Raw genomic sequence first — 25,274 nt, forward strand, 5'->3', positions numbered from 1 at the left:
AAGAGGTCACACCTGTTCCCATGCCGAACACAGAAGTTAAGTTCTTCAGCGCCAATGGTAGTTGGGGGCTTCCCCCTGCGAGAGTAGGACGTTGCCAGGCACATTAAACAAAAAAAGAAGTTAAGCATTTGCTTAGCTTCTTTTTTTGTATGACTAAATCTTCTATCTTAGATTCGAAATCATAGAATAATTAAATGAGCTTATTAAAAATGGTAATCAAGAATAGATAATTATCATTTTATTACTAGCAAATCAACGGGATTAGAATATAATGGAAGTTAGACATGATAAAATTAAAGATGTATCTTATAGAAATGATAGAGGGGTAAGTCGTTTCTTTCTACATATTGGAATATGCATAAAAGATGAAACGATTACGTAAAGATATAATTGCATTTTAAATTCTATATAAAGGAGTAAGTAAAATTGGCACAATTTATTGGTGAGGATTTTCTTGTTATTGTATCACGTTTATTTATTGCTTTAATATTATCTGGTTTAATTGGTTTTGAACGGGAAATTAATAATCACTCTGCTGGCTTCCGCACACATATACTGGTAGGAGTAGGCTCCTGTTTAATGATGATTTTATCCATTTTTGGTTTTATCTCTTTCATGGAACAGTATGATAATATCCGATTCGATCCTGCCCGGATTCCTTCTTATGTAATTAGCGGCATTGGCTTTTTGGGCGCTGGCACAATTATTGTTTATGGTGGGACTATCAAAGGCTTAACAACAGCTGCTTCTATATGGGCTGTAGCAGGTATTGGATTAGTTGTCGGAGCCGGGATGTACAGTGTTGCTATTGTAACGACACTTATTATCCTCGCTAGTTTAATTTTTTTAAACCAAATAGAGCATTTCTTTCCCCGATTTAAATTAAGTAATTTTATTGAGGTTATTGCAACAGAGGAATTTGAAATGTATGAAGCAGTAAAGTCGATTGAAAAGAATCATTTTAATATTAAACAAATAGAGATAAAATTGTTGGAAGGTAAGCAGCGCAGAATTCATATATGGACGAATATGAAAGCGAATAAAAATTTAGTTAATTTATTTGATGATATATCCAAGCTTCCAGGAGTGGTAAATATAACAAAACGAAGTTAAATTTTAAATATTTTCATAGAGTTTCAATAATTATGTTTTGATTTCTTGTCTGTTTGTCAAAAATAGAAATACCATCCATTTGCAACTTAAAGAATTTATATTATAATAAAGTCATAGTCAAAGTTAGTCAAAGTCAAAAGAACTAATTTATCCAATAAATTATTTGATTTGAGGTGCGAAGGATGAGTAACATTTCAGATATCATTGAACAATATTTGAAAAAAGTATTACAGGCAGAGGAGCAGCAAGCAATAGAAATTAAAAGAAGCGAAATTGCAGATCAATTTCAATGTGTACCCTCTCAAATAAATTATGTGATTAATACACGTTTCACCGTGGAGAAAGGGTATATAGTTGAAAGTAAGCGTGGAGGCGGCGGTTATATTCGGATTATGCGTATACGTCATCAGGATCAATCAGAGTTAATCGATGAAATTATTTTTTTAATCGGTGATTCGATTCCTCAACGTGCTGCCGTAGATATTTTAGAGAGGCTTTTAGAGGAGGAACTGATAACAGCACGTGAAGCGAAGTTGATGTTAGCAAGTATTGACCGAACAACATTAGCTTTTCAATTACCGTTACGTGATGAATTGCGTGCACGTATACTTAAATCTGCATTAACTGCACTTAAGTATCTGAACGATTAATTATCTGAAGGGGAGGAGCCGTGAGTCGTATGGAATGCCAGGAATGTCATGAAAGAAAGGCCACATTACACTTTAAACATATAATAAATGGCCAGGAGACAAAAATCAGTCTTTGTGAAGTTTGCGCTAAAAAGAAAGGTTATTTAAGCTATCCAGAAGAAGGGTATTCTTTAAACGATCTTTTATCAGGGCTGTTTCAAAAGGATGGATTAAATTTGAGTTCAACAGGAGCAACAAAATCTAATCAGTCTCAAGAGTTGAAATGCGCTTCTTGCGGCAGAACGTTTAGTGAATTCAAAAAGGCTGGAAAATTTGGCTGCGCAAATTGCTATGCTTCCTTTGGAGCCAAGGTAGAACCAATTTTAAGGCGTGTACATGCTGGAAATACGAAGCACACAGGAAGGATACCGAAGCGTGCAGGAAAGTATATCCAGCAAAAGCGGTTAATTTCTTCTCATAAAGAAGAGTTAAAACAGCTGATTGAAGAAGAAGAGTTTGAAAAAGCAGCTGTTCTTCGCGATAAAATCAGAGAACTGGAAAAGGAAAATCACCAAAATAAGGAAGCGGGTGATAACACGTGACATTAGAATCATTTATAAATGAAGCAATCAGCCCATGGATGCTGGAGGATGGTCCAGATAAGGATATTGTGATGAGCAGCCGTGTTCGTTTGGCCCGCAATTTTGCTGATAAATTATACCCGACATCCGGCAATCAAGAAGCTTTGGAAGAGGTACTGCAATTTATTAGAAAAAATTATACTCAGCAGGAAGATACGGAACAGGATTCCATCTCATTTATACCAATGAAAAATCTAAGTATGATTGAAAAACTTGTTTTGGTGGAAAAACACTTAATAAGTCCACATTTAATTAAGCATAGTGACCATGCTGCAGTGTTATTATCTGCACAGGAGCAGACTTCAATTATGGTAAATGAAGAGGACCATTTGCGTATCCAGGTGTATTATCCAGGACTTCAGCTAAGGAAAGCTTTGGAGGAAGCATACTACTTAGATGATTGGCTGGAAGAAAAGGCCGACTACGCATTCGATGAGACAAAAGGCTACCTCACCAGTTGTCCTACCAATATTGGAACTGGGATGCGGGCCTCTATTATGATGCACTTACCTGCTCTAGTACTGACAAAGCAAATCAATCGGCTGATCCCTGCAATTAATCAATTAGGTCTTGTTGTCAGAGGAATATATGGTGAAGGCAGCGAGGCGAGAGGAAATATATTTCAAATATCGAATCAAATTACGCTGGGCAAATCAGAAGAGGATATTGTGGAAGATTTAGAGAGCATTGTCAACCAGCTTGTGGAACACGAACGCATGGCTCGTGTATATATTTACGAACAATCGGAGATCAGTCTGGAGGATCGCGTTTTTCGTTCATATGGAACATTAAAAAATAGCAGAATTATTGATTCGAAGGAAGCGGCTATTTGTATTTCAAATTTGCGTTTAGGTATAGATTTAGGCATAATAGAAAACATTTCCGAGAATATACTGAATGAGCTGATGGTTTTAACACAACCAGGATTCCTGCAGCATTATGCTAATAAAGCATTACGCTCTGATGAACGTGATATTCGAAGAGCTTCCATCATTCGTGAAAGATTAAATTTGAAAAAGTAGGAGGAAATAACATATGATGTTTGGTCGCTTTACAGAGAGAGCACAAAAAGTATTAGCATTATCTCAAGATGAGGCTGTACGATTAGGCCATAATAATATTGGAACAGAGCATATTCTTCTTGGCTTGGTACGTGAAGGAGAAGGCATAGCTGCGAAAGCATTGCAATCTCTTGGCTTGGAAGTATCCAAAATTCAAGAAGAAGTTGAAAAGCTGATTGGTGTTGGCAAACAGCCTTCTCAATCTATTCATTATACTCCCAGAGCGAAGAAGGTTGTTGAATTATCTCAGGATGAGGCCAGAAAACTGGGCCACTCCTATGTTGGAACAGAGCATATTCTCTTAGGTTTAATCCGTGAAGGAGAAGGAGTTGCTGCCCGTGTTTTAAATAACCTTGGTGTAAGCTTAAATAAAGCCCGGCAGCAGGTGCTTCAGCTCTTAGGGAGTAATGAGTCCCAGGCAGGGCGTCAAGGGCGTACAGGGCAGCAGACAAACGCAAGCACCCCTACTTTAGATTCTTTAGCCCGTGATTTGACGGTCAGTGCGAAAGAAGGGAAGATAGATCCTGTTATTGGGCGTTCCAAGGAAATTGAACGTGTTATTCAAGTACTGAGCCGCCGTACAAAAAACAACCCTGTGCTTATTGGTGAGCCCGGTGTCGGAAAGACAGCTGTTGCAGAAGGATTAGCACAGCAAATTATTGATAACGAGGTACCGGAAACACTGCGTGATAAACGTGTGATGACATTAGATATGGGTACTGTTGTTGCAGGAACAAAATATCGCGGTGAGTTTGAGGACCGTTTGAAAAAAGTAATGGAAGAGATTCGTCAATCAGGGAACGTTATTTTATTCATTGATGAGCTTCATACCCTTATTGGAGCCGGTGGAGCAGAGGGTGCAATTGACGCATCTAATATTCTTAAGCCATCACTTGCCCGCGGCGAATTACAATGTATTGGAGCAACAACTTTAGATGAGTATCGGAAATATATTGAAAAGGATGCTGCATTAGAACGCCGTTTCCAGCCAATTCAGGTGGATGAACCGACACTTGATGAGACCATTCAAATCCTGAAAGGCTTAAGAGACCGCTATGAAGCACATCATCGTGTGACAATTACAGATGAAGCAATTGAAGCAGCAGCAACCTTATCTGACCGGTACATTACAGATCGTTTCCTGCCCGATAAGGCAATTGATTTAATCGATGAAGCCGGCTCAAAAGTACGCTTGAATTCATATACTGTTCCGCCAAATTTAAAAGAGCTGGAACAGAAATTAGAAGAGGTAAGAAAAGAAAAAGATGCTGCAGTACAAAGTCAGGAATTTGAAAAGGCAGCATCCCTGAGAGATTCCGAACAGCGTTATCGGGAAAACCTTGAGAAAACCAAGGATGAATGGAAGGAAAAGCAAGGGCAGATTGATTCCGAAGTAACCATGGAAGATATTGCTGCAGTTGTATCAATTTGGACAGGAGTTCCTGTTTCTAAGCTGACCAAAGATGAGAGTCAGCGTCTGCTGAACATGGAAGAAATTCTTCATGATCGTGTCATTGGCCAATCTGAAGCAGTAAATGCTGTAGCAAAAGCAATTCGCCGTGCCCGCGCAGGGTTGAAAGATCCAAAACGTCCTATTGGCTCCTTCATATTTCTTGGACCAACGGGTATTGGTAAAACAGAGCTTGCCCGTGCGCTTGCAGAAGTAATGTTCGCTGATGAGGATGCTATGATCCGAATTGATATGTCTGAGTATATGGAAAGACACGCAACATCCCGTTTAGTTGGTTCTCCTCCAGGCTATGTAGGTTATGAAGAAGGAGGGCAATTAACAGAAAGGGTTCGTCGTAAACCATATTCTGTTGTCCTGCTGGATGAGGTGGAAAAAGCACATCCGGAAGTCTTTAACATTCTCTTGCAGGTGCTTGAGGATGGCCGTTTAACGGATTCCAAAGGAAGAGTTGTTGATTTCCGCAATACTGTTATCATCATGACTTCTAACGTTGGAGCAAGCGAATTGAAGCGTAATAAATACGTTGGTTTCACATTAGATAATGAAGAGAGACAGCATCAGGATATGAAATCAAAGGTTCTGGAAGAATTGAAAAAGGCATTCCGCCCAGAATTCCTGAATCGTATTGATGAGACCATTGTGTTCCATTCCTTGGAGAAAAAACACATGAAGGATATTGCATCATTAATGCTGAAACAATTACAAAAACGCTTAGAAGAGCAAGACTTAACACTCTCTCTTACAGATAAGGCGATTGAAAAAATTGCTAATGAAGGATTTGATCCAGAATATGGTGCCCGTCCATTGAGACGCTCTATTCAAAGTAATATTGAGAATTTATTATCAGAAGAGCTTTTAAAAGGAAATATTCAAAAAGAGCAAAAGGTAAAAATAGGCTTAAACAGCAAAGGAGAATTTATTGTCCTCCATTAAAATGGATTGCCTATAAAGTATCAAAAGCTAGAAGAACACGGTTCTTCTAGCTTTTCTCCATTATTCCAAAAAAACTTGTGGCATAAATATGGAAGATTGTTTTTTAATTTGATGCTTTCCTGTAACCTATGAAAACCAGAAATAGTCTATAATAATAAATAAGGTTAGTTTCATGTATAGTGACTTGCATTAGACATGGAACATCGCTTGAAGGAGGTTTCAAACATTGGCAAAAAGGAAAACAAAATTTGTCTGCCAGGAATGCGGATATGAATCGGCTAAGTGGATGGGAAAATGTCCAGCTTGCCATCAATGGAATACAATGGTAGAAGAAATTGAAGCTGCTGCTGTAAAAGGCAGGACAGGATATGTGTCTGGTATAACCTCCTCTCAAAAGCCTGAAAAAATCACCTCTATTGAATCGAAGAAAGAACCGCGGGTTACAACGAAAATGCGGGAATTTAATCGTGTGCTGGGCGGGGGTGTTGTTTTAGGATCTCTGGTTTTAATTGGCGGAGATCCGGGTATTGGAAAATCAACTCTCTTATTGCAAATATCTGCACAATTGGCAGAGAAGGACTTACCGGTTCTATATGTTTCTGGTGAAGAATCTACAAGACAAACCAAATTACGTGCGGACCGGTTAGATATAAAAACAGATAAGCTGTATGTATTATCAGAGACAAATTTAATGGATATAAGCAGACAGATAGAAGAAATTAACCCCTCCTTTGTCGTCGTTGATTCTATTCAAACCGTTTTTAAAGAAGAGATAACAAGTGCTCCCGGCAGTGTTTCACAGGTTAGAGAATGTACGATGGAGCTGATGAAAATTGCGAAGACCAAGGGTATTCCTATTTTTATTGTCGGCCATGTAACAAAAGAAGGGTCCATCGCAGGCCCGCGTTTATTAGAACATATGGTGGATGCTGTATTGTACTTTGAAGGAGAGAGGCATCATACTTACCGTATCTTAAGAGGTGTGAAGAACCGTTTTGGAAGTACAAATGAAATGGGTATTTTTGAGATGAAGGAGGAAGGATTACGTGAAGTAATGAATCCGTCTGAAATCTTCCTGGAAGAAAGGTCTCAAGGTGCTGCCGGGTCTACCGTCGTTGCTTCGATGGAAGGAACGCGGCCGGTTTTAGTAGAGATACAGGCATTGATTTCACCGACAAGCTTTGGTAACCCGCGCAGGACGGCCACAGGAGTGGATCATAACCGGGTGCCGCTTTTGATGGCTGTATTGGAAAAACGCGTCGGGCTTATGCTGCAAAACCAGGATGCTTATATTAAAGTAGCGGGTGGTGTAAAGCTGGATGAGCCGGCTATTGATTTAGCACTTGCGGTCAGCATTGCATCAAGCTTCCGGGACCAGCCGACAAAGCCGAATGATATTTTTATAGGAGAGGTCGGTTTAACAGGGGAAATTCGCCGTGTATCCCGCATTGAACAGCGGGTACAGGAATCTGCGAAATTAGGATTCAAACGGGTAATTTGTCCGAAAAATAATTTAGACGGCTGGAATTATCCGGCGGGTATCGAAGTAATTGGTGTTTCCAATGTACAGGAAGCTTTAGAAATTGGGTTACATCAGTAAGGTTTAAAAAATGTTCAAAAAGCAACACGATTACTCATTCCATTGAAAACTGCCAGTCTCTTTTTGAGCATAAACTTTTTGAAGAATTCCAAGCAGGTTAGCATATATTACGCATGATTTGGTAATACTACTAATACTAGTCAGGAGGTGTAAAGGAATTGATGAAAAAAGTAGTACATTTATTTTTTATTATATTGGGTGGTACCATGGGGTATCTCTATCTTCCGGCCATTGTTCAGTTATTAAATGTTTCTGAATCAAGCTGGTTAACTTCATCTATCTTGGGAATGATTGTTGGAGCTATTATATTTTTTATCTTGTCTTATTTACTAGTAAACTATATTGTGAATTTCTTTCGTTGGGTGGAAGATGCACTGGTTAAAATACCAGCCATGGATTTGTTTTTCGGGAGTATTGGATTAATTGTCGGTCTGGTTATAGCTTACTTTGTTAATATGCCGTTGCAGGATATGAGTATTCGTGTTTTTTCACAGGTTTTACCGCTTTTCATAATGATTATACTTGGTTATTTAGGATTCCAGGTTGGTTTTCGCCGGCGCGAGGAATTTATGAATATACTCAAACCTGCGAAAAAGGACAAGCGCCGCAGTAATGATGAAGAGGATACAGATTCAAATGTCCAGCATCCAAGTCCTAAAATTTTAGATACAAGCGTGATTATCGATGGGCGGATTGCAGACATTTGTCAGACAAACTTTTTAGAGGGAACCATCGTTATTCCACAGTTTGTCCTCGGTGAATTACAGCATATCGCAGATTCATCCGATGCGTTGAAACGAAATCGGGGCAGACGCGGCTTGGACATCTTGAACAGAATTCAGAAAGAACTCGCTGTAAAAGTTGAAATCTATGAAGGTGATTTTGAAGACATTCCAGAAGTGGACAGCAAGCTGATTAAGCTGGCAAAAGTCATTGATGGAATTGTCGTGACAAATGATTTTAATTTAAATAAAGTATGTGACTTTCAGGGAGTATCTGTTTTGAATATAAATGATCTTGCCAATGCAGTGAAGCCGGTTGTACTTCCGGGTGAAGAGCTGCACGTTCAAGTGATTAAAGATGGGAAAGAGCATAATCAGGGTGTTGCTTATTTAGATGATGGAACAATGATTGTTGTGGAAGAAGGCAGAGATTATATCGGCAAAAATATTGAGGTTGTCATTACGAGTGTTTTACAAACCTCTGCCGGCCGGATGATTTTTGCAAAACCAAAATTACTTGAAAAAGCTTTGTAAAAAGGGTATAACTGATAAAGGATAAAAAAAGTGATAACATGAATATGTTATCACTTTTCGTATAGAACTTGTTAATAATATAAAATGGGGGAGCTTCCTTTTCTGATAGGTGTTTTAGAAAGCTTTCTATTAGATTTTTTGAACAGTTTCTCCTGAAAAACAGGTAGCGATGATATAAACAATGAAGGAGGCATTTTAAATGAGTAAGGAAGTTCGTGTACGTTATGCACCCAGTCCAACAGGGCATTTGCACATTGGTAATGCTCGTACGGCTTTATTTAATTATTTATATGCAAAACATTTTGATGGAAAATTTATTATCCGCACAGAAGACACAGATGATAAAAGAAATGTAGAAGGCGGCGAAGAGAGTCAATTAAAATATTTAAAATGGCTTGGCCTGGAATGGGATGAAGGAGCAGATATCGGCGGAGATTACGGTCCTTACCGTCAAACAGAACGCTTGGATATTTATCAAAAGTACGTAGATGAACTGCTTGAGCGTGATTTAGCTTATAAATGCTATATGACAGAAGAAGAGCTGGAAGCAGAACGGGAAGAACAGCGTGAGAATGGACAAGTCCCTAAGTACGCCGGAAAACATAGCAACTTAACAGAGGAAGAGATTCGGAGCTTTGAAGCAGAAGGCAGAAAACCGAGTATCCGTATTCGTGTTCCTAAAAATAAAACATATACCTTCCAGGATATCGTTCGCGGAGAGATTACATTTGAATCAAGTGATTTTGGCGACTGGGTTATTGTAAAGAAAAATGGTATTCCTACTTATAATTTTGCCGTAGCTATCGACGATCATTTTATGGAAATTACAGATGTATTGCGTGGAGAAGAGCATATCTCTAACACACCAAAGCAGATGATGATCTATGATGCATTTGGATGGGCAGCACCGCGTTACGGACATATGACATTAATTCTTAATGAAGAACGCAAAAAGCTGAGTAAACGTGATGAGCATATCCTGCAGTTTATTGAGCAATATCGTAATCTGGGCTATCTGCCGGAAGCGATGTTTAACTTCATCAGTTTACTTGGATGGTCTCCAGTTGGCGAGGAAGAGATGTTTAGCCAGGATGAACTGATTGAAATATTTGATCCGGAGCGGCTATCTACCTCTGCTGCTATTTTTGACCAGCATAAATTAAAATGGATGAATAATGAATATATTAAAAAAGTCGATTTAAGCCGTGTAATTGACTTAGCATTGCCGCATTTAATTGAAGCAGGTAAGCTTCCTGAAAATATGGATGATAAGACACGCGAATGGGCAGAGAATGTGATTAGCCTGTATCGCGAACAATTACGCTATGGGGCAGAAATCGTGGAATTGACAGAGCTGTTTTTCCAAGAGGATATTTCATATGGTGAAGCAGAGCGTGAAATCCTGAATGAAGAACAGGTTCCTGAAGTATTGCAGGTGTTCACAGATAAATTAATCCATTTAGAGTCGTTTGACAAAGATTCGATCAAAGCGCAATTTAAAGCAACTCAAAAAGAAACAGGACATCGCGGTAAGAAACTTTTCATGCCTATCCGTGTGGCAACAACAGGCCAAATGCACGGTCCGGAGCTTCCTTTTGCTATTGAATTATTAGGAAGAGATGTTATTGTGAAGCGTCTGGATAAATTATTAAAGGAAATGGGAGCTTAAGAGTTCACATTTGCTGCATTATATAATATATTAGCCTTATAAGAAATGCCTATAAAAATGAAATATCCATAAAGCGTGGATGGGGTAAAGTAAAAATGAATTTCTTACACAGAGAGAATCACATGTGCTGCGAGTGATTTTAAGATTTCTTTTTGAAGTGCGCCTCAGAGTCTATCGTAGAAAATAAAGTACACGATAGCGGTTCTCTACCGTTAACAGAGCCAAGTGGAGAGAGGACTATCTTTCTCTGAACAGAGTGGGACCGCGCAAAAGCGTCTCTGTGTTTTTTATAACACAGAGACGCTTTTCTTATAGCCTAGGAAATTATAGAAATATTTCCTTGTGGATAACTATTTATAGAAAAACAGCCGCGTCCAGCTCCGAGCGCCAAAAACTAGGAGATTTCACGTCACGCCCTACGATAAGTCAACATCGGTTCGTCACCTCACCGTGTTTCCTTTATCTCAGTTGCGCCGCTCCAATCTCTACGTTTTTAAGCAGGCGCTCTGCGCTTTTGTTCTAGATATAGAAGAGAAAACCAAGGGCACTTATGCTGTGTGGAATTTTTCCAATTATTTTAAATAAAGGGGCTGTATATTGTGGTCTTTCGAAGAATGAAGGAGGATATGGAGGTTGTATTTGAACAAGATCCAGCCGCTCGAACATATTTTGAAGTTATGTTAACTTATTCCGGCGTACATGCAATATGGGCTCATCGCATAGCTCACTGGCTGTATAGTAAGAACTTGAAATTTCTGGCCCGTTTTATTTCGCAATTCTCCCGTTTTATAACCGGTATTGAAATACATCCAGGGGCAAAAATAGGAAGACGATTGTTTATTGATCATGGAATGGGTGTTGTCATCGGAGAGACGTGTGAAATAGGGGATAATGTCACTATTTTTCAAGGAGTAACACTTGGAGGAACTGGGAAAGAACAAGGTAAACGTCACCCCACGATTGAAGACAATGCGATGATATCGACAGGTGCCAAAGTACTTGGGGCAATTACAATTGGAGAGAACTCGAAGGTAGGTGGAGGCTCCGTCGTATTAAAAGATGTTCCCGCTAATTCTACAGTTGTCGGTGTTCCCGGCCAAGTCGTTGTCCAGGATGGAATACGGCTGAACAGGGATCTGGATCATCAGAACATTCCAGATCCGGTTTCGGAAAAATGCAGTGATTTACAAGACCAGATTAAAGAACTAAAAGCGGAAGTCGAGCTTTTAAAGAAAGGAAGAATAAACAATCATGACGATTCAAATATATAACACGTTAACAAGGCAGAAAGAGGATTTCAAACCAATTGAGCCGGGGAAAGTGTCTATGTATGTTTGCGGTCCTACCGTGTATAACTATATCCATATCGGAAATGCACGTCCGGCCATTGTATTTGATACAGTTCGGAGATATTTTGAATATCGGGGATTTGATGTACGCTATGTTCTCAATTTTACAGATGTAGACGATAAAATTATTAAAGCAGCAAAAGAAGCAGGGGAAGAGGTAGGTACACTTGCTGACCGGTTTATTGATGCTTATTTAGAAGACGTACAATCATTGGGTGTTAAAAAAGCAACTAAAAATCCGCGTGTTATGGATTCGATGGAAGAGATTATTATCTTTATCAAAGAATTAGTTGACAAAGGCTACGCTTATGAAGCGGACGGAGATGTTTATTTCAAGCCGCGCTCCTTTGAAGGATATGGAAAGCTCTCTCATCAATCTATTGATGAATTGCGCTCTGGGGCACGTATCCAAGTTGGTGAGAAAAAGGAAGATCCTTTAGATTTTGCTTTATGGAAAAAAGCAAAAGAGGGAGAAATTGCATGGGAATCTCCTTGGGGAGAAGGGCGCCCGGGCTGGCATATTGAGTGCTCGGCGATGGCGAAGAAATATTTAGGTGAAACGATTGATATTCATGCAGGAGGGCAGGACTTAACTTTCCCGCATCACGAAAATGAAATCGCGCAATCGGAAGCACATAATGATAAAACCTTTGCAAACTACTGGATGCATAACGGCTATATTAATATCGACAATGAAAAAATGTCGAAATCACTCGGTAATTTTGTACTTGCACGTGATTTAATTGAAAAGCACGACCCGAAAGTATTGCGTTTCTTTATGCTTTCCGTACATTACCGCAATCCGATTAATTTCACAGAAGAATTATTAGAAAGTGCTAAAACAAGCCTGGAAAGAATTGAAACAGCTTATCACAATTTAGGACACCGCCGTAAAGCAAGTATGGATCTGAGAGAAGATAATAAAGAATGGCTGGACCGTATCGAGGACCGTAAAAAACGGTTTGAAGCGGAAATGGATGACGACTTTAATACAGCCAATGCTATTTCTATTCTATTTGATTTATCTAAAGAAGCGAATGTATATGTACAGGAGAAACAAACAGCGACAGAGGTGATTGATGCCTTTCGCGACACGATTGTCTCCATGCTTCAGGTGTTAGGGATCGACATCGAAAAAGAACAGGAAGAGCTTTTGGATGAAACCATTGAAGCGCTGATTGCAGAACGAAACGAGGCACGTAAAAATCGTGATTTTGCTCGTGCCGATGAAATACGTGATCAATTGAAGAACGAAAAGATCATCTTAGAGGATACGCCGCAGGGTGTAAGATGGAAAAGAGGTAAATAATGAAAGACAGTGATGTCAGACAGATGAAAAGCCTCGCTCTGGCGTATATTGGAGATGCAATTTATGAAGTATATGTACGTGAGCTATTATTAGAGCGGGGAACTATTAAACCTAATCAATTACATCAGGAAGCTATTCGATATGTATCTGGCAAGTCACAGGCAAAGGTTATCCTCCATTGGCTGGACGGTAACCTTTTAACAGAAGAAGAAAGCAAAGTAGTAATCCGGGGAAGAAATGCCAAATCGGGCAGTACCCCTAAAAATATCAGTGTACAAACATATCGGTACAGTACAGCATTTGAAGCATTGATTGGCTATCACTATCTATTAAAAAATGAACAAAGGCTGCAGGAATTGATGACAAAAGCAGTGGAATTCTTAGAAGAAGGGAGTGCTTGACGTGACACAGGAAAAAGAATGGATTATGGGGAAGAACCCCGTAATCGAAGCGTTAAAATCCGGCCGTTCTGTAAATAAAGTTTGGGTATCCGAACAATTACAGGGGACGGCCGCACATAAAATACAACAGCTTGCCCGTGAAGCGGGAGCGGTTGTTCAAAAAGTTCCAAGATCGAAGCTGGATAAGCTGCAGGAAGGAAATCATCAGGGGGTGGTAGCTTCCGTAGCCTCGTATCCCTATGCCTCTATCGAAGATCTCTTCGGCAGAGCAGAGGAAAGAGGAGAAGCCCCTTTCTTTATTTTGCTGGATGAATTAGAGGACCCGCATAACTTAGGATCTATTTTACGTACTGCTGATGCAACTGGAGCGCATGGAGTTATTATCCCTAAGCACCGTTCAGTCGGACTGACAGCTACAGTGGCAAAAACAGCAGCTGGAGCGTTGGAATATATTCCTGTTGCCAGAGTGACGAATATTGCTAATACCATTGATGAACTTAAAGAAAGAAATGTATGGATTGTCGGCACAGAGGCAGATGCTGATGAGGATTATCGTCAGCTTGATGGAACTCTGCCAATTGGGCTTGTTATCGGGAATGAAGGAAAAGGAATGAGCCGTCTTGTCCGGAAAAAATGCGACTGGACGGTCAGCTTGCCGATGGTCGGACAAGTTTCCTCGTTAAACGCATCTGTTGCATGCAGTTTACTCCTATATGAAGTATTACGAAAGCGAAAGCCTCTAGGGAGTTCCTGAATGGTTGTATTAATTGTAGACGGCTATAATATCATCGGCGCCTGGCCAGAGCTTGAGCATCTGAAGGAAAAAGATATTGGTCAGGCAAGAGACCGGCTTATTGAGCTCCTTGCAGAATATCAGGCATTTACTGGCGACCGTGTTATTGTAGTCTTCGATGCCTACTATGTACGTGGAATAGAATCAAAACAAGAACAATTTAAAGTTGAAGTTATTTATACCAAGGAAAAAGAAACGGCAGATGAATGTATTGAAAAGCTTGTTAAGAAAGTAAAGAATGTTGAAACGCAAGTGTATGTTGCGACATCAGATTATGCCGAACAACGGACAATTTTTGGACAAGGGGCTTTGCGCAAATCAGCCAGAGAGCTTCTGATTGAGATGGATGATATGAATCAGGAGATCCGCATCAGCCTTGAGGTACATCAAAAGGAAAAACCAGCTGCTAAAATCCCGATAGATCAAGATTTACTAAAAAGGTTTGAAGAGATGCGGCGGGGGAAATAGAAATACATGGAAGTAATGAAAAGGGAGTGCTTCTCAGAAAATTCATGAGAAGTCATTCCTGCAAAAAAGGAGCAATACCCTTTTTGCAGTCAGATGATGCTAATCCCTCAGGAGTCAAAACGGTCCGCCTCCGCTAAAAGGGGATTCTATACCTTTTAATACAACGGAGCCAATAGAAATTAGATAGTAAAGAACATATTTTTCGTGGTGCATATAAAAATGTTCCATCACGATTACTTTCTGTTTATAAAAGCTATTCCCGATATTTATTATTCATGCTGTGTGGTGTGTCATAGTTTCAATTGTCATATTAACCATTTGAAACACTAAAATGATCTTTCATCAAGCAAAAGCGTTTATTTCATCTAACTCCATCAGGCTATGATTTCTTTCTTTCGCTGTGGAAGCCTAACTGAGCGCAGACCAACCACGGAGACTCCTATGGGAACAGGGCGAGCTGAAGATCCACTTGAAAAGCGGTTTTTCTTTTCAAGTTAGCTGAAGCCGTCCCCATGGAAAGCGTAGTGGTTGGTTGAAGGCGCTATACACAATCTGCATTTCAATAAAAAGGTGACAAAATGCAAGCTGGATAATGAAGAACATGCTTATCTTTGTAAGGTATAGATGTTTATTCTCAGGTGTGAAAGTTGAGTTAATAAGGTTCGACAGATATTCGACGGTTTTCAGCTAAAGACAAATGGCAGACCTTCATATTGTAATGACGAAAAATATTTTTTTGGAATAAATAAATACAGCCTCAGAAGCCTTTAGGTAAAGCGATAAGCACGTTTTAATCCAATTGTTGTATAGGTAAAAAGACTTGTTTCTTTCCACGAAAACGACAAATTACGACTACTTCTGTCATAAAAGGGTCGTTGACGATATTTCTGATCGTCTAGTATAATAGTTCCTATCGTGGAGATATTTGGAGATATCGATTTAGGAGGGGATTATTGGTGAACGGCGGGCAAATCAATACACGCAGCAAGAAATTGGACAAGCTAGAAGATATTCATTTGCTGGAATTAATCCATCAAGGTGACAGCTATGCGTTAGACCTCCTGATACATCGGTATTTAAATTTTGTAAGATTAAAAGCAAGGACCTATTTTCTGGTTGGTGCTGATAAAGAAGATATTATTCAAGAAGGAATGATTGGATTATACAAGGCTATTCGTGATTTTAATATGGATCAGCCGACTCCTTTTAAAGCGTTCGCAGAATTGTGTGTGACAAGGCAAATCATCACCGCGATTAAAACAGCGACCAGACAAAAGCATGTACCCTTAAACTCTTATGTTTCTCTTGATAAGCCGATTTATGAGGAGGAATCCGACCGGACATTGCTGGATATAATCAGCAGTACGGAGGATAGCGACCCGGAGGAAATGCTTATTAACCGGGAAGAGTATGGAGCGATGGAATTCAAATTATCAGAATTATTGAGCGGTTTGGAGAGACAAGTGCTCCGGCTGTATTTGGATGGCTGCACTTATCAAGAAATTGCGAAACAGTTAAACCGTCATGTGAAATCGATTGATAACGCTTTAGTCCGGGTGAAGCGGAAGCTGGAGATACTGCTTGAGGAAAATGGGGTCACTATTTAAAAGAAGATTTTCAAAAAGAATAAAGTATGAAAAAACAAGAGATAACATTGACATAATGATAGTGAAGTGCTATGTTAATATAGTCTATATCCCTATGTATTGGGGTGGAATATATGAATAAAAAGATAGTCTTATCATGTGCAGTATGTTCTAGCAGGAACTATTCAACGAACAAAAACGCAGCCAATCAATCGCAAAGATTAGAAGTGAAAAAGTTCTGTAAGCATTGCAAAACACATACCCTGCATCGTGAGACAAAATAGATATAGATTGATGGATAGATTCGCGTAAGTTCGGGGGGATATCAGCAGATGTTTAAGTTCTTAAAGAATGTTTCAAGAGAAATGAAGAAGGTAAGCTGGCCAAAAGGAAAAGAACTGAGAAACTATACCTTTGTGGTAATCTCTACAGTCGTTTTCATGGCGGTATTCTTTTTCGTTGTTGATTTAGGCATATCTCAACTTTTAGATGCATTTTTTGAATAATTCCGTTATAATGTAGGTATAATGAACAGAAGATAAAAGTCAACGAAAACCCGATTTATGCGGGTTTTTTAAATTGGAATAAAAAAGAAGAAATATATTGATTCGTGAAGAGGAGGGGACAGGACAGTTTATTGTCCGATACAAATGGAGAAGAATTGGTACGTGGTTCATACTTATTCCGGCTATGAGAATAAGGTAAAGATGAATCTTGAAAAAAGAGTAGAGTCTATGGGAATGGAAGATAAGATTTTCCGTGTGATTGTTCCAGAGGATGAAGAAGCAGAAATTAAAAATGGTAAAAAGAAAATGGTGAAGAAAAAATCTTTCCCGGGTTATGTTTTAACAGAAATGATTATGACGGACGATTCATGGTATGTGGTTCGTAATACTCCTGGAGTTACAGGATTTGTCGGCTCCAGCGGACATGGCGCAAAACCAACACCGTTATTACCTGATGAAGTAGACGTTGTGCTGAAAAGAATGGGTGTCAGTGAACCTGCCCTCCAAATCGATTTTGAAGTCAAAGAAAGTGTCCGTGTAACAGATGGACCATTTACAAACTTCACAGGAACCATTGAACAAATTGATGCGGATAAACAAAAACTGAAAGTACATGTTAATATGTTCGGCAGAGAAACACCAGTTGAACTGGACTTTTCTCAAGTAGACAAGCTTTCGTAGATTTTAATGCGAAATAAAAAAAGAGTGATCCTATTAAATGAGAACGGATTGCTGAAACAGCAATTCGTTCCGGATAAAGCATTATCATGAATCGAGGCTTGCTTTTTTTCTGAATTCATGCTAAGATTTTTTTGTTATTCTTGTTTTCAACTAAAAGGAGAGCAAGAAATGAGTGGGAGGGTAAATAAAATTAGAGACCCTATTACCACATCACGGACTTTAAGGAGGTGTGTCTCGTGGCTAAAAAAGTAATCAAATTAGTAAAATTGCAAATTCCTGCGGGAAAAGCGAATCCAGCACCACCAGTTGGGCCGGCGCTAGGTCAAGCAGGTGTTAACATTATGGGATTCTGTAAAGAATTTAACGCTCGAACACAAGAACAAGCAGGTTTAATCATCCCTGTTGAAATCACAGTATTCGAGGATCGTTCATTTACATTTGTTACAAAGACTCCGCCGGCAGCAGTGCTACTTAAAAAAGCAGCTGGAATCGAGTCTGGTTCAGGTGAACCTAATAAAACAAAAGTCGCTACTGTAAAACGCGACAAAGTAAAAGAAATCGCTGAAACAAAAATGCCGGATTTAAATGCAGCAGATGTTGATGCGGCAATGCGCATGGTTGAAGGTACTGCGCGCAGTATGGGAATCACAATCGAAGACTGATTCGATATTCCGTAATCAGGCTTTTTGAACACGTACTTTAAGGGTTGCGGCTGTTTTCACCCGCAGCCTTATTCGTGAGAATGCCGGACGGAAAGATGATTTGTGTACTGGACAAGAGTATTTGCTCTCGTCCCGTGGGAGGTACAACCGTTATAACCACAAAAGAGGAGGATATTAATATGGCTAAATATGGTAAGAAACATCAAGAAGCTCTAAAGCTGATTGATCGTACAAAAGCATATGAAATTAAAGAAGCTGTAGAGCTTGCAAAAAAGACTGCAAAAGCAAACTTTGATGAAACAGTAGAAGCTGCTTTTCGTCTTGGTGTAGACCCTAAGAAAGCAGATCAACAAATCCGCGGAGCAATGGTTTTACCGCATGGTACTGGTAAAACTCAACGCGTTCTTGTATTTGCTAAAGGTGATAAAGCAAAAGAAGCAGAAGCTGCTGGTGCAGATTATGTTGGAGAAGAAGATTACATCAACAAGATTAACCAAGGCTGGTTTGATTTTGACGTAATCGTTGCTACTCCGGACATGATGGCTCAAGTAGGTAAATTAGGCCGTGTTTTAGGACCAAAAGGCTTAATGCCAAACCCTAAAACAGGAACAGTAACTTTCGAAGTAGAAAAAGCTGTTCAGGACATTAAAGCTGGTAAAGTAGAATATCGCGTTGATAAATCTTCTAATATCCATGTTCCAATCGGAAAAGTTTCTTTCGATGAAACAAAATTAGTAGAAAACTTTACTGCACTTACTGATCAACTTGTAAAAGTTAAACCTCAGTCTTCTAAAGGCACTTACCTTAAAAATGCTTCCATTGCATCTACAATGGGACCAGGAATCAAAGTTGACGTTTCAAACTTCCGTTAATTAGTAGTTGACTTTTAAGCCAACGTTCGATATACTAATTCTCGGTTTAATAAAATCGAATGTTATACCGTAGACAGCAGGGGCTATGCATGAGCTTAATTATCCTGCCGAGGTGTTTATTTATAGAAAGGCAAACCGTTTTGCCGATCTAAAGTAAGCTCTCATGTCTGCATGAGAGCTTTTTTTATAGAAAAGCACGTTCGAACGGTGTAATAATAGCGACGGTTATTATAGGAGGTGGAAAGATGTCAGGGATTATTGAACAAAAGAAACAATTAGTAGAAGAAATTGCAGATAAGTTTCGTAATAGCCAAACTGCAGTAGTAGTTGACTATCGTGGACTTAACGTTTCAGAGGTTACTGCATTACGTAAAGAGCTTCGCGAAGCAGGTGTTGAATTCAAAGTATACAAAAATACAATGGTTCGCCGTGCTGTAGAAGCTGTTGAGCTAAACGAGCTTAGTGATGTATTAACTGGACCTAACGCAATTGCATTTAGTGAAGATGTTGTTGCTCCGGCAAGAATCTTGAACAACTTCAGTAAGGATCATGAAGCTTTAGAAATTAAAGGCGGAATTATTGAAGGAAATGTTGCTTCACTAGATCAAATTAAAGAGCTTGCAGACCTGCCAAACTACGAAGGTATGGTATCTATGCTGCTTAGCGTACTTCAAGCTCCAATCCGTAATCTTGCTTATGCTACAAAAGCTGTTGCTGAGCAAAAAGAAGAACAAGGTGCATAATACACCAAACGGTTTAAAAATAAAAAACAAACTTATATCAGGAGGAATTTAATCATGACAAACGAAGAAATGATTAGTGCAATTAAAGAAATGACTGTACTTGAATTAAATGATTTAGTAAAAGCAATCGAAGAAGAGTTCGGCGTAACTGCTGCTGCTCCAGTTGCTGCTGCAGGTGCTGCAGGCGGTGCTGCTGAAGAAGAAAAAACTGAATTTGACGTTGTTCTTAATGAAGCTGGAGCTTCTAAGATCAAAGTTGTTAAAGCAGTTCGCGAAATCACTGGCCTTGGCTTAAAAGATGCTAAAGACTTAGTAGATAACGCTCCTAAAGCAATTAAAGAAGCTGTATCTAAAGAAGAAGCAGAAGAAGTTAAAGGCAAACTTGAAGAAGCTGGTGCTTCTGTAGAAGTTAAATAATTTAACGAATATAAGAAAAAGAGCTCGTCGTATTTTAGACGGGCTCTTTTATCACGAATTCATAAAAGGTCACCTTTGTCGCTAGAAAAAGTTCAAGTTTATATACGAGAATGATTTTTAGTTGAACAGGTGGCCTTTTTTTAACCAATATAAAGTGGGTGCTAATCCATATGACAGAGCATTATTATTCAAAGCAGCCCCAGACGAAGTCATCGCCTCAAAGCTGGTCTTTTGATTTGCGGGGGAAGACATTTCAATTTACGAGTGATATTGGTGTGTTCTCAAAAAGTGAAGTGGATTTTGGTTCGAGAGTACTTATTGAGGCTTTTCAGGAGCCTGAGATTAGTGGATCGATATTAGATGTCGGATGTGGTTATGGACCAATCGGGTTGTCTTTAGCTTCCGATTTTTCGGAAAGACAAATTTTTATGATTGATGTGAATGAACGGGCCGTTGAACTGGCTGCTAAAAATGCAGAAATCAATAAAATTACGAATACAACGATTCTTCAAAGTGATTTATATGAGCAGTTGAAAGATAAATCTTTTGCTTCTATTGTTACAAACCCGCCGATACGAGCTGGTAAAACAGTGGTGCATGCTATATTTGAAGAAGCTTATAATCATTTAGCAGATCATGGAGAGTTATGGGTAGTTATTCAGAAAAAGCAGGGAGCGCCATCTGCAAAAGATAAAATGGAACAGATTTTTGGTAATGTGGAAGTAGTTACAAAGAAAAAAGGTTATTTTATATTGCGAGCAAAAAAGTTTGACTAATAATTGGGACTATGCTAAGATTGGAAGATGCTAAGATGAGGATACGTTTGCCTAGGAGGTTTTTATTAGGTGAATGTATAAAATCTTTACAAATGGGAAAGGCTTGTAGAATCGAGAAAATCAAGATTCGACAAATTGCTTTTCTATAGTTTATCAAAATTCTTTCATCTGCACAATCTAAAATCACAATATCCTTAAAACAGTTGTTTTTTCATCGGGTGAAAATAAAGTTTTACCGGAAGAAAGATAAGCTGTAGAACAGGAAAGTGATACATGGTGTGAATGATAGGATAATGAGTTTATAGTTTTATTTTTTAAAGAACAGATGATTTATTCAGACGTTCTTTTAAATATGAGTTACATTTTGTAGAAACAACTACCAAAATGGATGATTTAAGGGGTGAAGCAGTTGACAGGTCAACTAGTTCAGTATGGACGGCACCGCCAACGCAGGAGCTATGCACGTATTAACGAAGTGTTAGAATTACCTAACCTAATCGAGATCCAAACCGCTTCTTATGAATGGTTCTTAGAAGAAGGTTTGAGAGAGATGTTCCAGGATATCTCTCCAATTGAAGACTTTACAGGAAATCTATCACTTGAGTTTGTGGATTATAGTTTGGGTGATCCGAAATATCCTGTAGACGAAGCAAAGGAAAGAGACGTGACATACAATGCTCCCCTTCGCGTGAAGGTTCGTTTAATTAATAATGAAACCGGAGAAGTAAAGGAACAGGAAGTGTTTATGGGTGACTTCCCGTTAATGACAGATACGGGAACATTTATTATCAATGGAGCGGAGCGTGTTATTGTATCACAGCTTGTACGTTCCCCAAGTGTTTATTATAACGAAAAAATTGATAAAAATGGTAAACGCGGTATAACAACAACAGTTATCCCAAACCGTGGTGCTTGGTTAGAATTTGAAACAGATGCAAAAGATGTTGCTTATGTCCGTATTGACCGTACTCGTAAATTACCAATTACTGTTCTATTAAGAGCTTTAGGATTTGGAACAGATCAAGAGATTGTTGATTTGTTAGGCGAGAATGAATATTTACGGAATACGTTAGAAAAAGATAATACAGAGAACGCTGAAAAAGCTCTTTTAGAAATCTACGAGCGTTTACGTCCTGGTGAACCGCCAACAGTAGATAATGCGAAGAGTCTATTAGTATCTCGTTTCTTTGATCCGAAACGCTATGATTTAGCACATGTGGGTCGTTATAAAATGAATAAAAAGCTCCATATTAAAAACCGTTTATTCAATCAGGTGCTTGCCGAGCCTGTTGTGGATCCAGAGACTGGAGAAGTTATTGCGAATCAGGGCGATCGTCTGGAAAGAAAATTATTAGATAAGATTCTTCCATATCTTGAGCGTAAAGAAGATCGTTTTGGAGATAAAACTATTACACCGCATGACGGGGTTCTGGAAGAAGAAATCACGGTACAATCTGTGAAAATTCTTGATCCTACAGATCCAAATGGAGAACGTGAACTGACTGTAATCGGAAATGGGGAAGTAACGAAAGAAATAAAAAATATCACACCAGCTGATATTCTGGCTTCTATCAGTTATTTCTTTAACCTGCTTCATCAGGTAGGAGATACAGATGATATTGATCATCTGGGGAACCGCCGCCTGCGTTCAGTTGGTGAATTATTACAAAATCAATTCCGTATCGGGTTATCCCGTATGGAACGTGTTGTTCGTGAAAGAATGTCTATTCAGGATACTTCGAGTGTAACACCGCAGCAATTGATTAATATTCGTCCGGTTATTGCATCGATTAAAGAATTCTTTGGCAGCTCACAGTTGTCACAGTTTATGGATCAGACAAATCCGTTAGGTGAATTGACGCATAAACGTCGTCTATCGGCACTTGGACCTGGTGGTTTGACACGTGAACGTGCCGGTTTTGAAGTGCGTGACGTTCACTATTCTCACTATGGCCGTATGTGTCCAATTGAGACGCCGGAGGGTCCGAATATCGGTTTGATTAACTCTCTATCCAGCTATGCACGAGTAAATAAGTTTGGATTTATTGAATCGCCATATCGTCGTGTTGACCCTGAAACCGGGAAAGTAACGGGCATGATTGATTATCTTACAGCTGATGAACAGGATAATTATATCGTTGCACAGGCAAACTCACCGTTAGATGATGATAACTTCTTTGTAAACGAGGAAGTAACTGCCCGTTTCCGTGAAGATAATATTATCGTATCCCGTGATAAAATTGATTATATGGACGTATCACCGAAACAGGTTGTATCCGCTGCGACTGCATGTATTCCATTCTTGGAAAATGATGACTCCAACCGTGCATTAATGGGAGCTAACATGCAGCGTCAGGCAGTTCCATTGATGAATCCGAAGGCACCAATCGTTGGTACGGGTATGGAATATGTAAATGGTAAAGACTCTGGTGCTGCTGTTATCTGTCGTCATGATGGAGTTGTGGAACGTGTGGAAGCAAGCACAGTTATTGTTCGCCGCATTTCCAATGTGGATGGCAGAGAAGTAGAAGGCGACGCAGATCGTTACGGATTACAAAAATATAAACGTTCCAACCAAGGTACTTGTTATAACCAACGCCCTATCGTTGCTGAAGGAGACCGTGTAACAAAAGGTGAGGTTCTTGCTGATGGTCCTTCTATGGAAGATGGAGAATTAGCATTGGGTCAAAACGTTCTTGTAGGCTTCATGACTTGGGAAGGATATAACTATGAGGATGCCATCATTATGAGCGAACGACTTGTAAAAGATGATGTATATACCTCTATTCATATTGAAGAATTTGAATCAGAATCTCGTGATACAAAACTTGGACCTGAGGAAATCACAAGAGATATTCCTAACGTCGGGGAAGATGCACTTAAAAACCTTGATGAACATGGAATTATCCGTGTCGGTGCAGAAGTAACTGACAGTGATATTCTCGTAGGTAAAGTAACACCGAAAGGAATGACGGAGCTTTCAGCAGAAGAACGCTTATTACATGCGATTTTCGGGGAGAAAGCACGTGAAGTAAGAGATACATCCTTACGCGTTCCTCATGGCGGCGGCGGAATCGTCTTAGATGTAAAAATCTTTAATCGTGAAGATGGCGATGAGTTACCACCAGGTGTGAATCAGCTTGTTCGTGTATATATCGTTCAAAAACGTAAAATTCACGAAGGAGATAAAATGGCAGGCCGTCACGGTAATAAAGGGGTTATCTCCAAAATTTTACCGGAAGAGGATATGCCGTTCCTGCCTGACGGTACACCAATCGATATTATGTTGAACCCGTTAGGGGTACCATCACGTATGAATATCGGACAGGTGTTTGAGCTGCATTTAGGAATGGCTGCCAGACAGCTTGGATTACATGTAGCAAGTCCTGTATTTGATGGTGCAACTGAGGAAGATGTTTGGGAAACACTTGAAGAAGCAGGTATGCCAAGAGATGCGAAGACAGTTCTTTATGATGGACGTTCAGGAGAAGCTTTTGACAACCGTATATCTGTAGGTGTCATGTATATGATTAAACTTGCACATATGGTTGATGATAAACTGCACGCTCGTTCAACCGGACCGTACTCTCTCGTAACACAGCAGCCGCTTGGTGGTAAAGCGCAATTCGGTGGACAACGTTTTGGTGAGATGGAAGTTTGGGCATTAGAAGCTTATGGTGCTGCATATACACTTCAAGAAATCTTGACTGTTAAATCGGATGATACAGTCGGTCGTGTGAAGACATATGAAGCCATTGTAAAAGGTGATAATGCTCCAGAACCGGGTGTTCCTGAATCGTTTAAGGTATTAATCAAAGAGCTTCAAAGTCTTGGTATGGATGTTAAGATGCTCTCTAGTACAGAAGATGAAATTGATATGCGTGAACTAGAGGACGACGACAGTCAAACGTCAACGAAGCTTAACATTGAAGTGGAAGAACCGTTAAATCAATAAAATTTGTGCAGCAATGGTTCAAACTTCTCTTGTGATGTGGTGACTTCTATGTTGTCCACACGATGTGGGTAACATAGAAGTTCCTTTTCTTTTGAACCATTCTGCGCTTTCAATAAAATTTCGTTTAAAGAAATCCCAGACTTTCGCCAAGACATGACGATAAGCCAGGTTTTCTCAAACTTTCTTAACTTGTAAAAGAGGATGTTCAAAAAGTTCAACAAAAATGACACAGCGAATTTCTGCGTTGACGAGATTTTTCCGTTGGGACTGCGATTACTCGCCCCACCAAGAGCGTTACTCACGTATTTAAAAGCATACGCTCCGTTCGTAAAAATCTCGTCGCCTTGAACTTCTTGGTCTTTTTCATCGAACTTTTTGAACAT

General features: G+C 39.4%; 24 protein-coding genes, 1 rRNA gene and 2 other annotated features. Of the genes, 24 read left to right on the forward strand and 1 reads right to left on the reverse strand.

What is annotated here, in order from left to right; translation table 11 throughout:
• The 24 genes from rrf to rpoB form a co-directional block, all read left to right on the forward strand.
• Positions 1–100: ribosomal RNA gene (gene rrf / locus IEX29_RS21320) — 5S ribosomal RNA — on the forward strand; the annotation flags it as partial.
• A gap of 326 nt (positions 101–426) precedes the next feature.
• Entirely contained in the window at positions 427–1,113 is a 687-nt protein-coding gene (locus tag IEX29_RS21325) for an MgtC/SapB family protein (RefSeq protein WP_229720325.1), read from the forward strand.
• 182 nt (positions 1,114–1,295) lie between these two features.
• The gene (locus IEX29_RS21330; RefSeq protein ID WP_188737065.1) at positions 1,296–1,763 is read left to right on the forward strand and encodes a CtsR family transcriptional regulator; all 468 of its coding nucleotides are present in this window, start codon (positions 1,296–1,298) and stop codon (positions 1,761–1,763) included.
• A gap of 29 nt (positions 1,764–1,792) precedes the next feature.
• Positions 1,793–2,344, forward strand: coding sequence for a protein-arginine kinase activator protein McsA (mcsA, locus tag IEX29_RS21335; protein WP_188737286.1), 552 nt, complete (start codon positions 1,793–1,795; stop codon positions 2,342–2,344).
• Complete coding sequence (gene mcsB / locus IEX29_RS21340; RefSeq protein WP_188737066.1) at positions 2,341–3,405, forward strand: protein-arginine kinase McsB; 1,065 nt, start codon at positions 2,341–2,343, stop codon at positions 3,403–3,405. The genes mcsA and mcsB overlap by 4 nt, the downstream gene beginning before the upstream one ends.
• A 13-nt stretch (positions 3,406–3,418) precedes the next feature.
• Positions 3,419–5,848 (forward strand): ATP-dependent protease ATP-binding subunit ClpC, encoded by a 2,430-nt coding sequence (clpC, locus tag IEX29_RS21345; protein ID WP_188737068.1) that lies wholly within the window; start codon positions 3,419–3,421, stop codon positions 5,846–5,848.
• A gap of 226 nt (positions 5,849–6,074) precedes the next feature.
• Positions 6,075–7,448, forward strand: a complete 1,374-nt coding sequence (gene radA, locus IEX29_RS21350; protein WP_188737070.1) for a DNA repair protein RadA — start codon at positions 6,075–6,077, stop codon at positions 7,446–7,448.
• A 158-nt stretch (positions 7,449–7,606) separates the two neighbouring features.
• Entirely contained in the window at positions 7,607–8,704 is a 1,098-nt protein-coding gene (locus tag IEX29_RS21355; protein WP_188737072.1) for a PIN/TRAM domain-containing protein, read from the forward strand.
• Positions 8,705–8,903: 199 nt separating this feature from the next.
• Positions 8,904–10,373 (forward strand): glutamate--tRNA ligase, encoded by a 1,470-nt coding sequence (gene gltX, locus IEX29_RS21360; protein WP_188737074.1) that lies wholly within the window; start codon positions 8,904–8,906, stop codon positions 10,371–10,373.
• A 67-nt stretch (positions 10,374–10,440) separates the two neighbouring features.
• Positions 10,441–10,656 (forward strand) — a binding site (T-box leader).
• 331 nt (positions 10,657–10,987) lie between these two features.
• The gene (gene cysE / locus IEX29_RS21365) at positions 10,988–11,644 is read left to right on the forward strand and encodes a serine O-acetyltransferase (protein ID WP_188737288.1); all 657 of its coding nucleotides are present in this window, start codon (positions 10,988–10,990) and stop codon (positions 11,642–11,644) included.
• The gene (gene cysS / locus IEX29_RS21370) at positions 11,625–13,031 is read left to right on the forward strand and encodes a cysteine--tRNA ligase (RefSeq protein WP_188737076.1); all 1,407 of its coding nucleotides are present in this window, start codon (positions 11,625–11,627) and stop codon (positions 13,029–13,031) included. Before cysE ends, cysS begins: the two co-directional genes overlap by 20 nt.
• Complete coding sequence (locus IEX29_RS21375; RefSeq protein WP_188737078.1) at positions 13,031–13,432, forward strand: Mini-ribonuclease 3; 402 nt, start codon at positions 13,031–13,033, stop codon at positions 13,430–13,432. Before cysS ends, IEX29_RS21375 begins: the two co-directional genes overlap by 1 nt.
• A gap of 25 nt (positions 13,433–13,457) precedes the next feature.
• Positions 13,458–14,186 carry a 23S rRNA (guanosine(2251)-2'-O)-methyltransferase RlmB gene (gene rlmB, locus IEX29_RS21380; RefSeq protein WP_188737290.1) on the forward strand — a complete coding sequence of 243 codons (729 nt, stop codon included), beginning with the start codon at positions 13,458–13,460 and terminating at the stop codon, positions 14,184–14,186.
• On the forward strand, positions 14,187–14,693 hold the full coding sequence (locus IEX29_RS21385) for an NYN domain-containing protein (protein ID WP_188737080.1): 507 nt from the start codon (positions 14,187–14,189) through the stop codon (positions 14,691–14,693).
• A 953-nt stretch (positions 14,694–15,646) separates the two neighbouring features.
• Positions 15,647–16,300, forward strand: a complete 654-nt coding sequence (sigH, locus tag IEX29_RS21390) for an RNA polymerase sporulation sigma factor SigH (RefSeq protein WP_188737083.1) — start codon at positions 15,647–15,649, stop codon at positions 16,298–16,300.
• Positions 16,301–16,413: 113 nt separating this feature from the next.
• On the forward strand, positions 16,414–16,563 hold the full coding sequence (rpmG, locus tag IEX29_RS21395) for a 50S ribosomal protein L33 (RefSeq protein ID WP_077605138.1): 150 nt from the start codon (positions 16,414–16,416) through the stop codon (positions 16,561–16,563).
• 48 nt (positions 16,564–16,611) lie between these two features.
• Positions 16,612–16,785 (forward strand): preprotein translocase subunit SecE, encoded by a 174-nt coding sequence (secE, locus tag IEX29_RS21400; protein WP_188737086.1) that lies wholly within the window; start codon positions 16,612–16,614, stop codon positions 16,783–16,785.
• A 144-nt stretch (positions 16,786–16,929) separates the two neighbouring features.
• Positions 16,930–17,466, forward strand: a complete 537-nt coding sequence (gene nusG / locus IEX29_RS21405; protein WP_077605136.1) for a transcription termination/antitermination protein NusG — start codon at positions 16,930–16,932, stop codon at positions 17,464–17,466.
• A 236-nt stretch (positions 17,467–17,702) separates the two neighbouring features.
• Positions 17,703–18,128, forward strand: a complete 426-nt coding sequence (gene rplK / locus IEX29_RS21410) for a 50S ribosomal protein L11 (RefSeq protein ID WP_139344913.1) — start codon at positions 17,703–17,705, stop codon at positions 18,126–18,128.
• A gap of 179 nt (positions 18,129–18,307) precedes the next feature.
• Positions 18,308–19,000: a 50S ribosomal protein L1 gene (rplA, locus tag IEX29_RS21415; RefSeq protein ID WP_147211546.1), complete on the forward strand. Its 693-nt coding sequence runs from the start codon at positions 18,308–18,310 to the stop codon at positions 18,998–19,000.
• A gap of 49 nt (positions 19,001–19,049) precedes the next feature.
• Positions 19,050–19,194, forward strand: a sequence feature (ribosomal protein L10 leader region).
• 51 nt (positions 19,195–19,245) lie between these two features.
• Positions 19,246–19,743, forward strand: a complete 498-nt coding sequence (rplJ, locus tag IEX29_RS21420) for a 50S ribosomal protein L10 (protein ID WP_147211545.1) — start codon at positions 19,246–19,248, stop codon at positions 19,741–19,743.
• A 54-nt stretch (positions 19,744–19,797) separates the two neighbouring features.
• On the forward strand, positions 19,798–20,160 hold the full coding sequence (gene rplL, locus IEX29_RS21425; protein ID WP_188737088.1) for a 50S ribosomal protein L7/L12: 363 nt from the start codon (positions 19,798–19,800) through the stop codon (positions 20,158–20,160).
• Positions 20,161–20,330: 170 nt separating this feature from the next.
• A complete protein-coding gene (locus IEX29_RS21430) occupies positions 20,331–20,936 on the forward strand; it encodes a class I SAM-dependent methyltransferase (RefSeq protein ID WP_188737090.1) in 606 nt (201 codons plus the stop codon).
• Positions 20,937–21,345: 409 nt separating this feature from the next.
• A complete protein-coding gene (rpoB, locus tag IEX29_RS21435) occupies positions 21,346–24,891 on the forward strand; it encodes a DNA-directed RNA polymerase subunit beta (RefSeq protein ID WP_188737093.1) in 3,546 nt (1,181 codons plus the stop codon).
• Here rpoB and IEX29_RS26865 read toward each other — a convergent pair.
• The gene (locus tag IEX29_RS26865) at positions 24,885–25,274 is read right to left on the reverse strand and encodes a hypothetical protein (protein WP_229720326.1); all 390 of its coding nucleotides are present in this window, start codon (positions 25,272–25,274) and stop codon (positions 24,885–24,887) included. The genes rpoB and IEX29_RS26865 overlap by 7 nt on opposite strands.

Source organism: Oceanobacillus neutriphilus (assembly GCF_014645515.1).
Classification (GTDB): Bacteria; Bacillota; Bacilli; order Bacillales; family Amphibacillaceae; genus Oceanobacillus; species Oceanobacillus neutriphilus.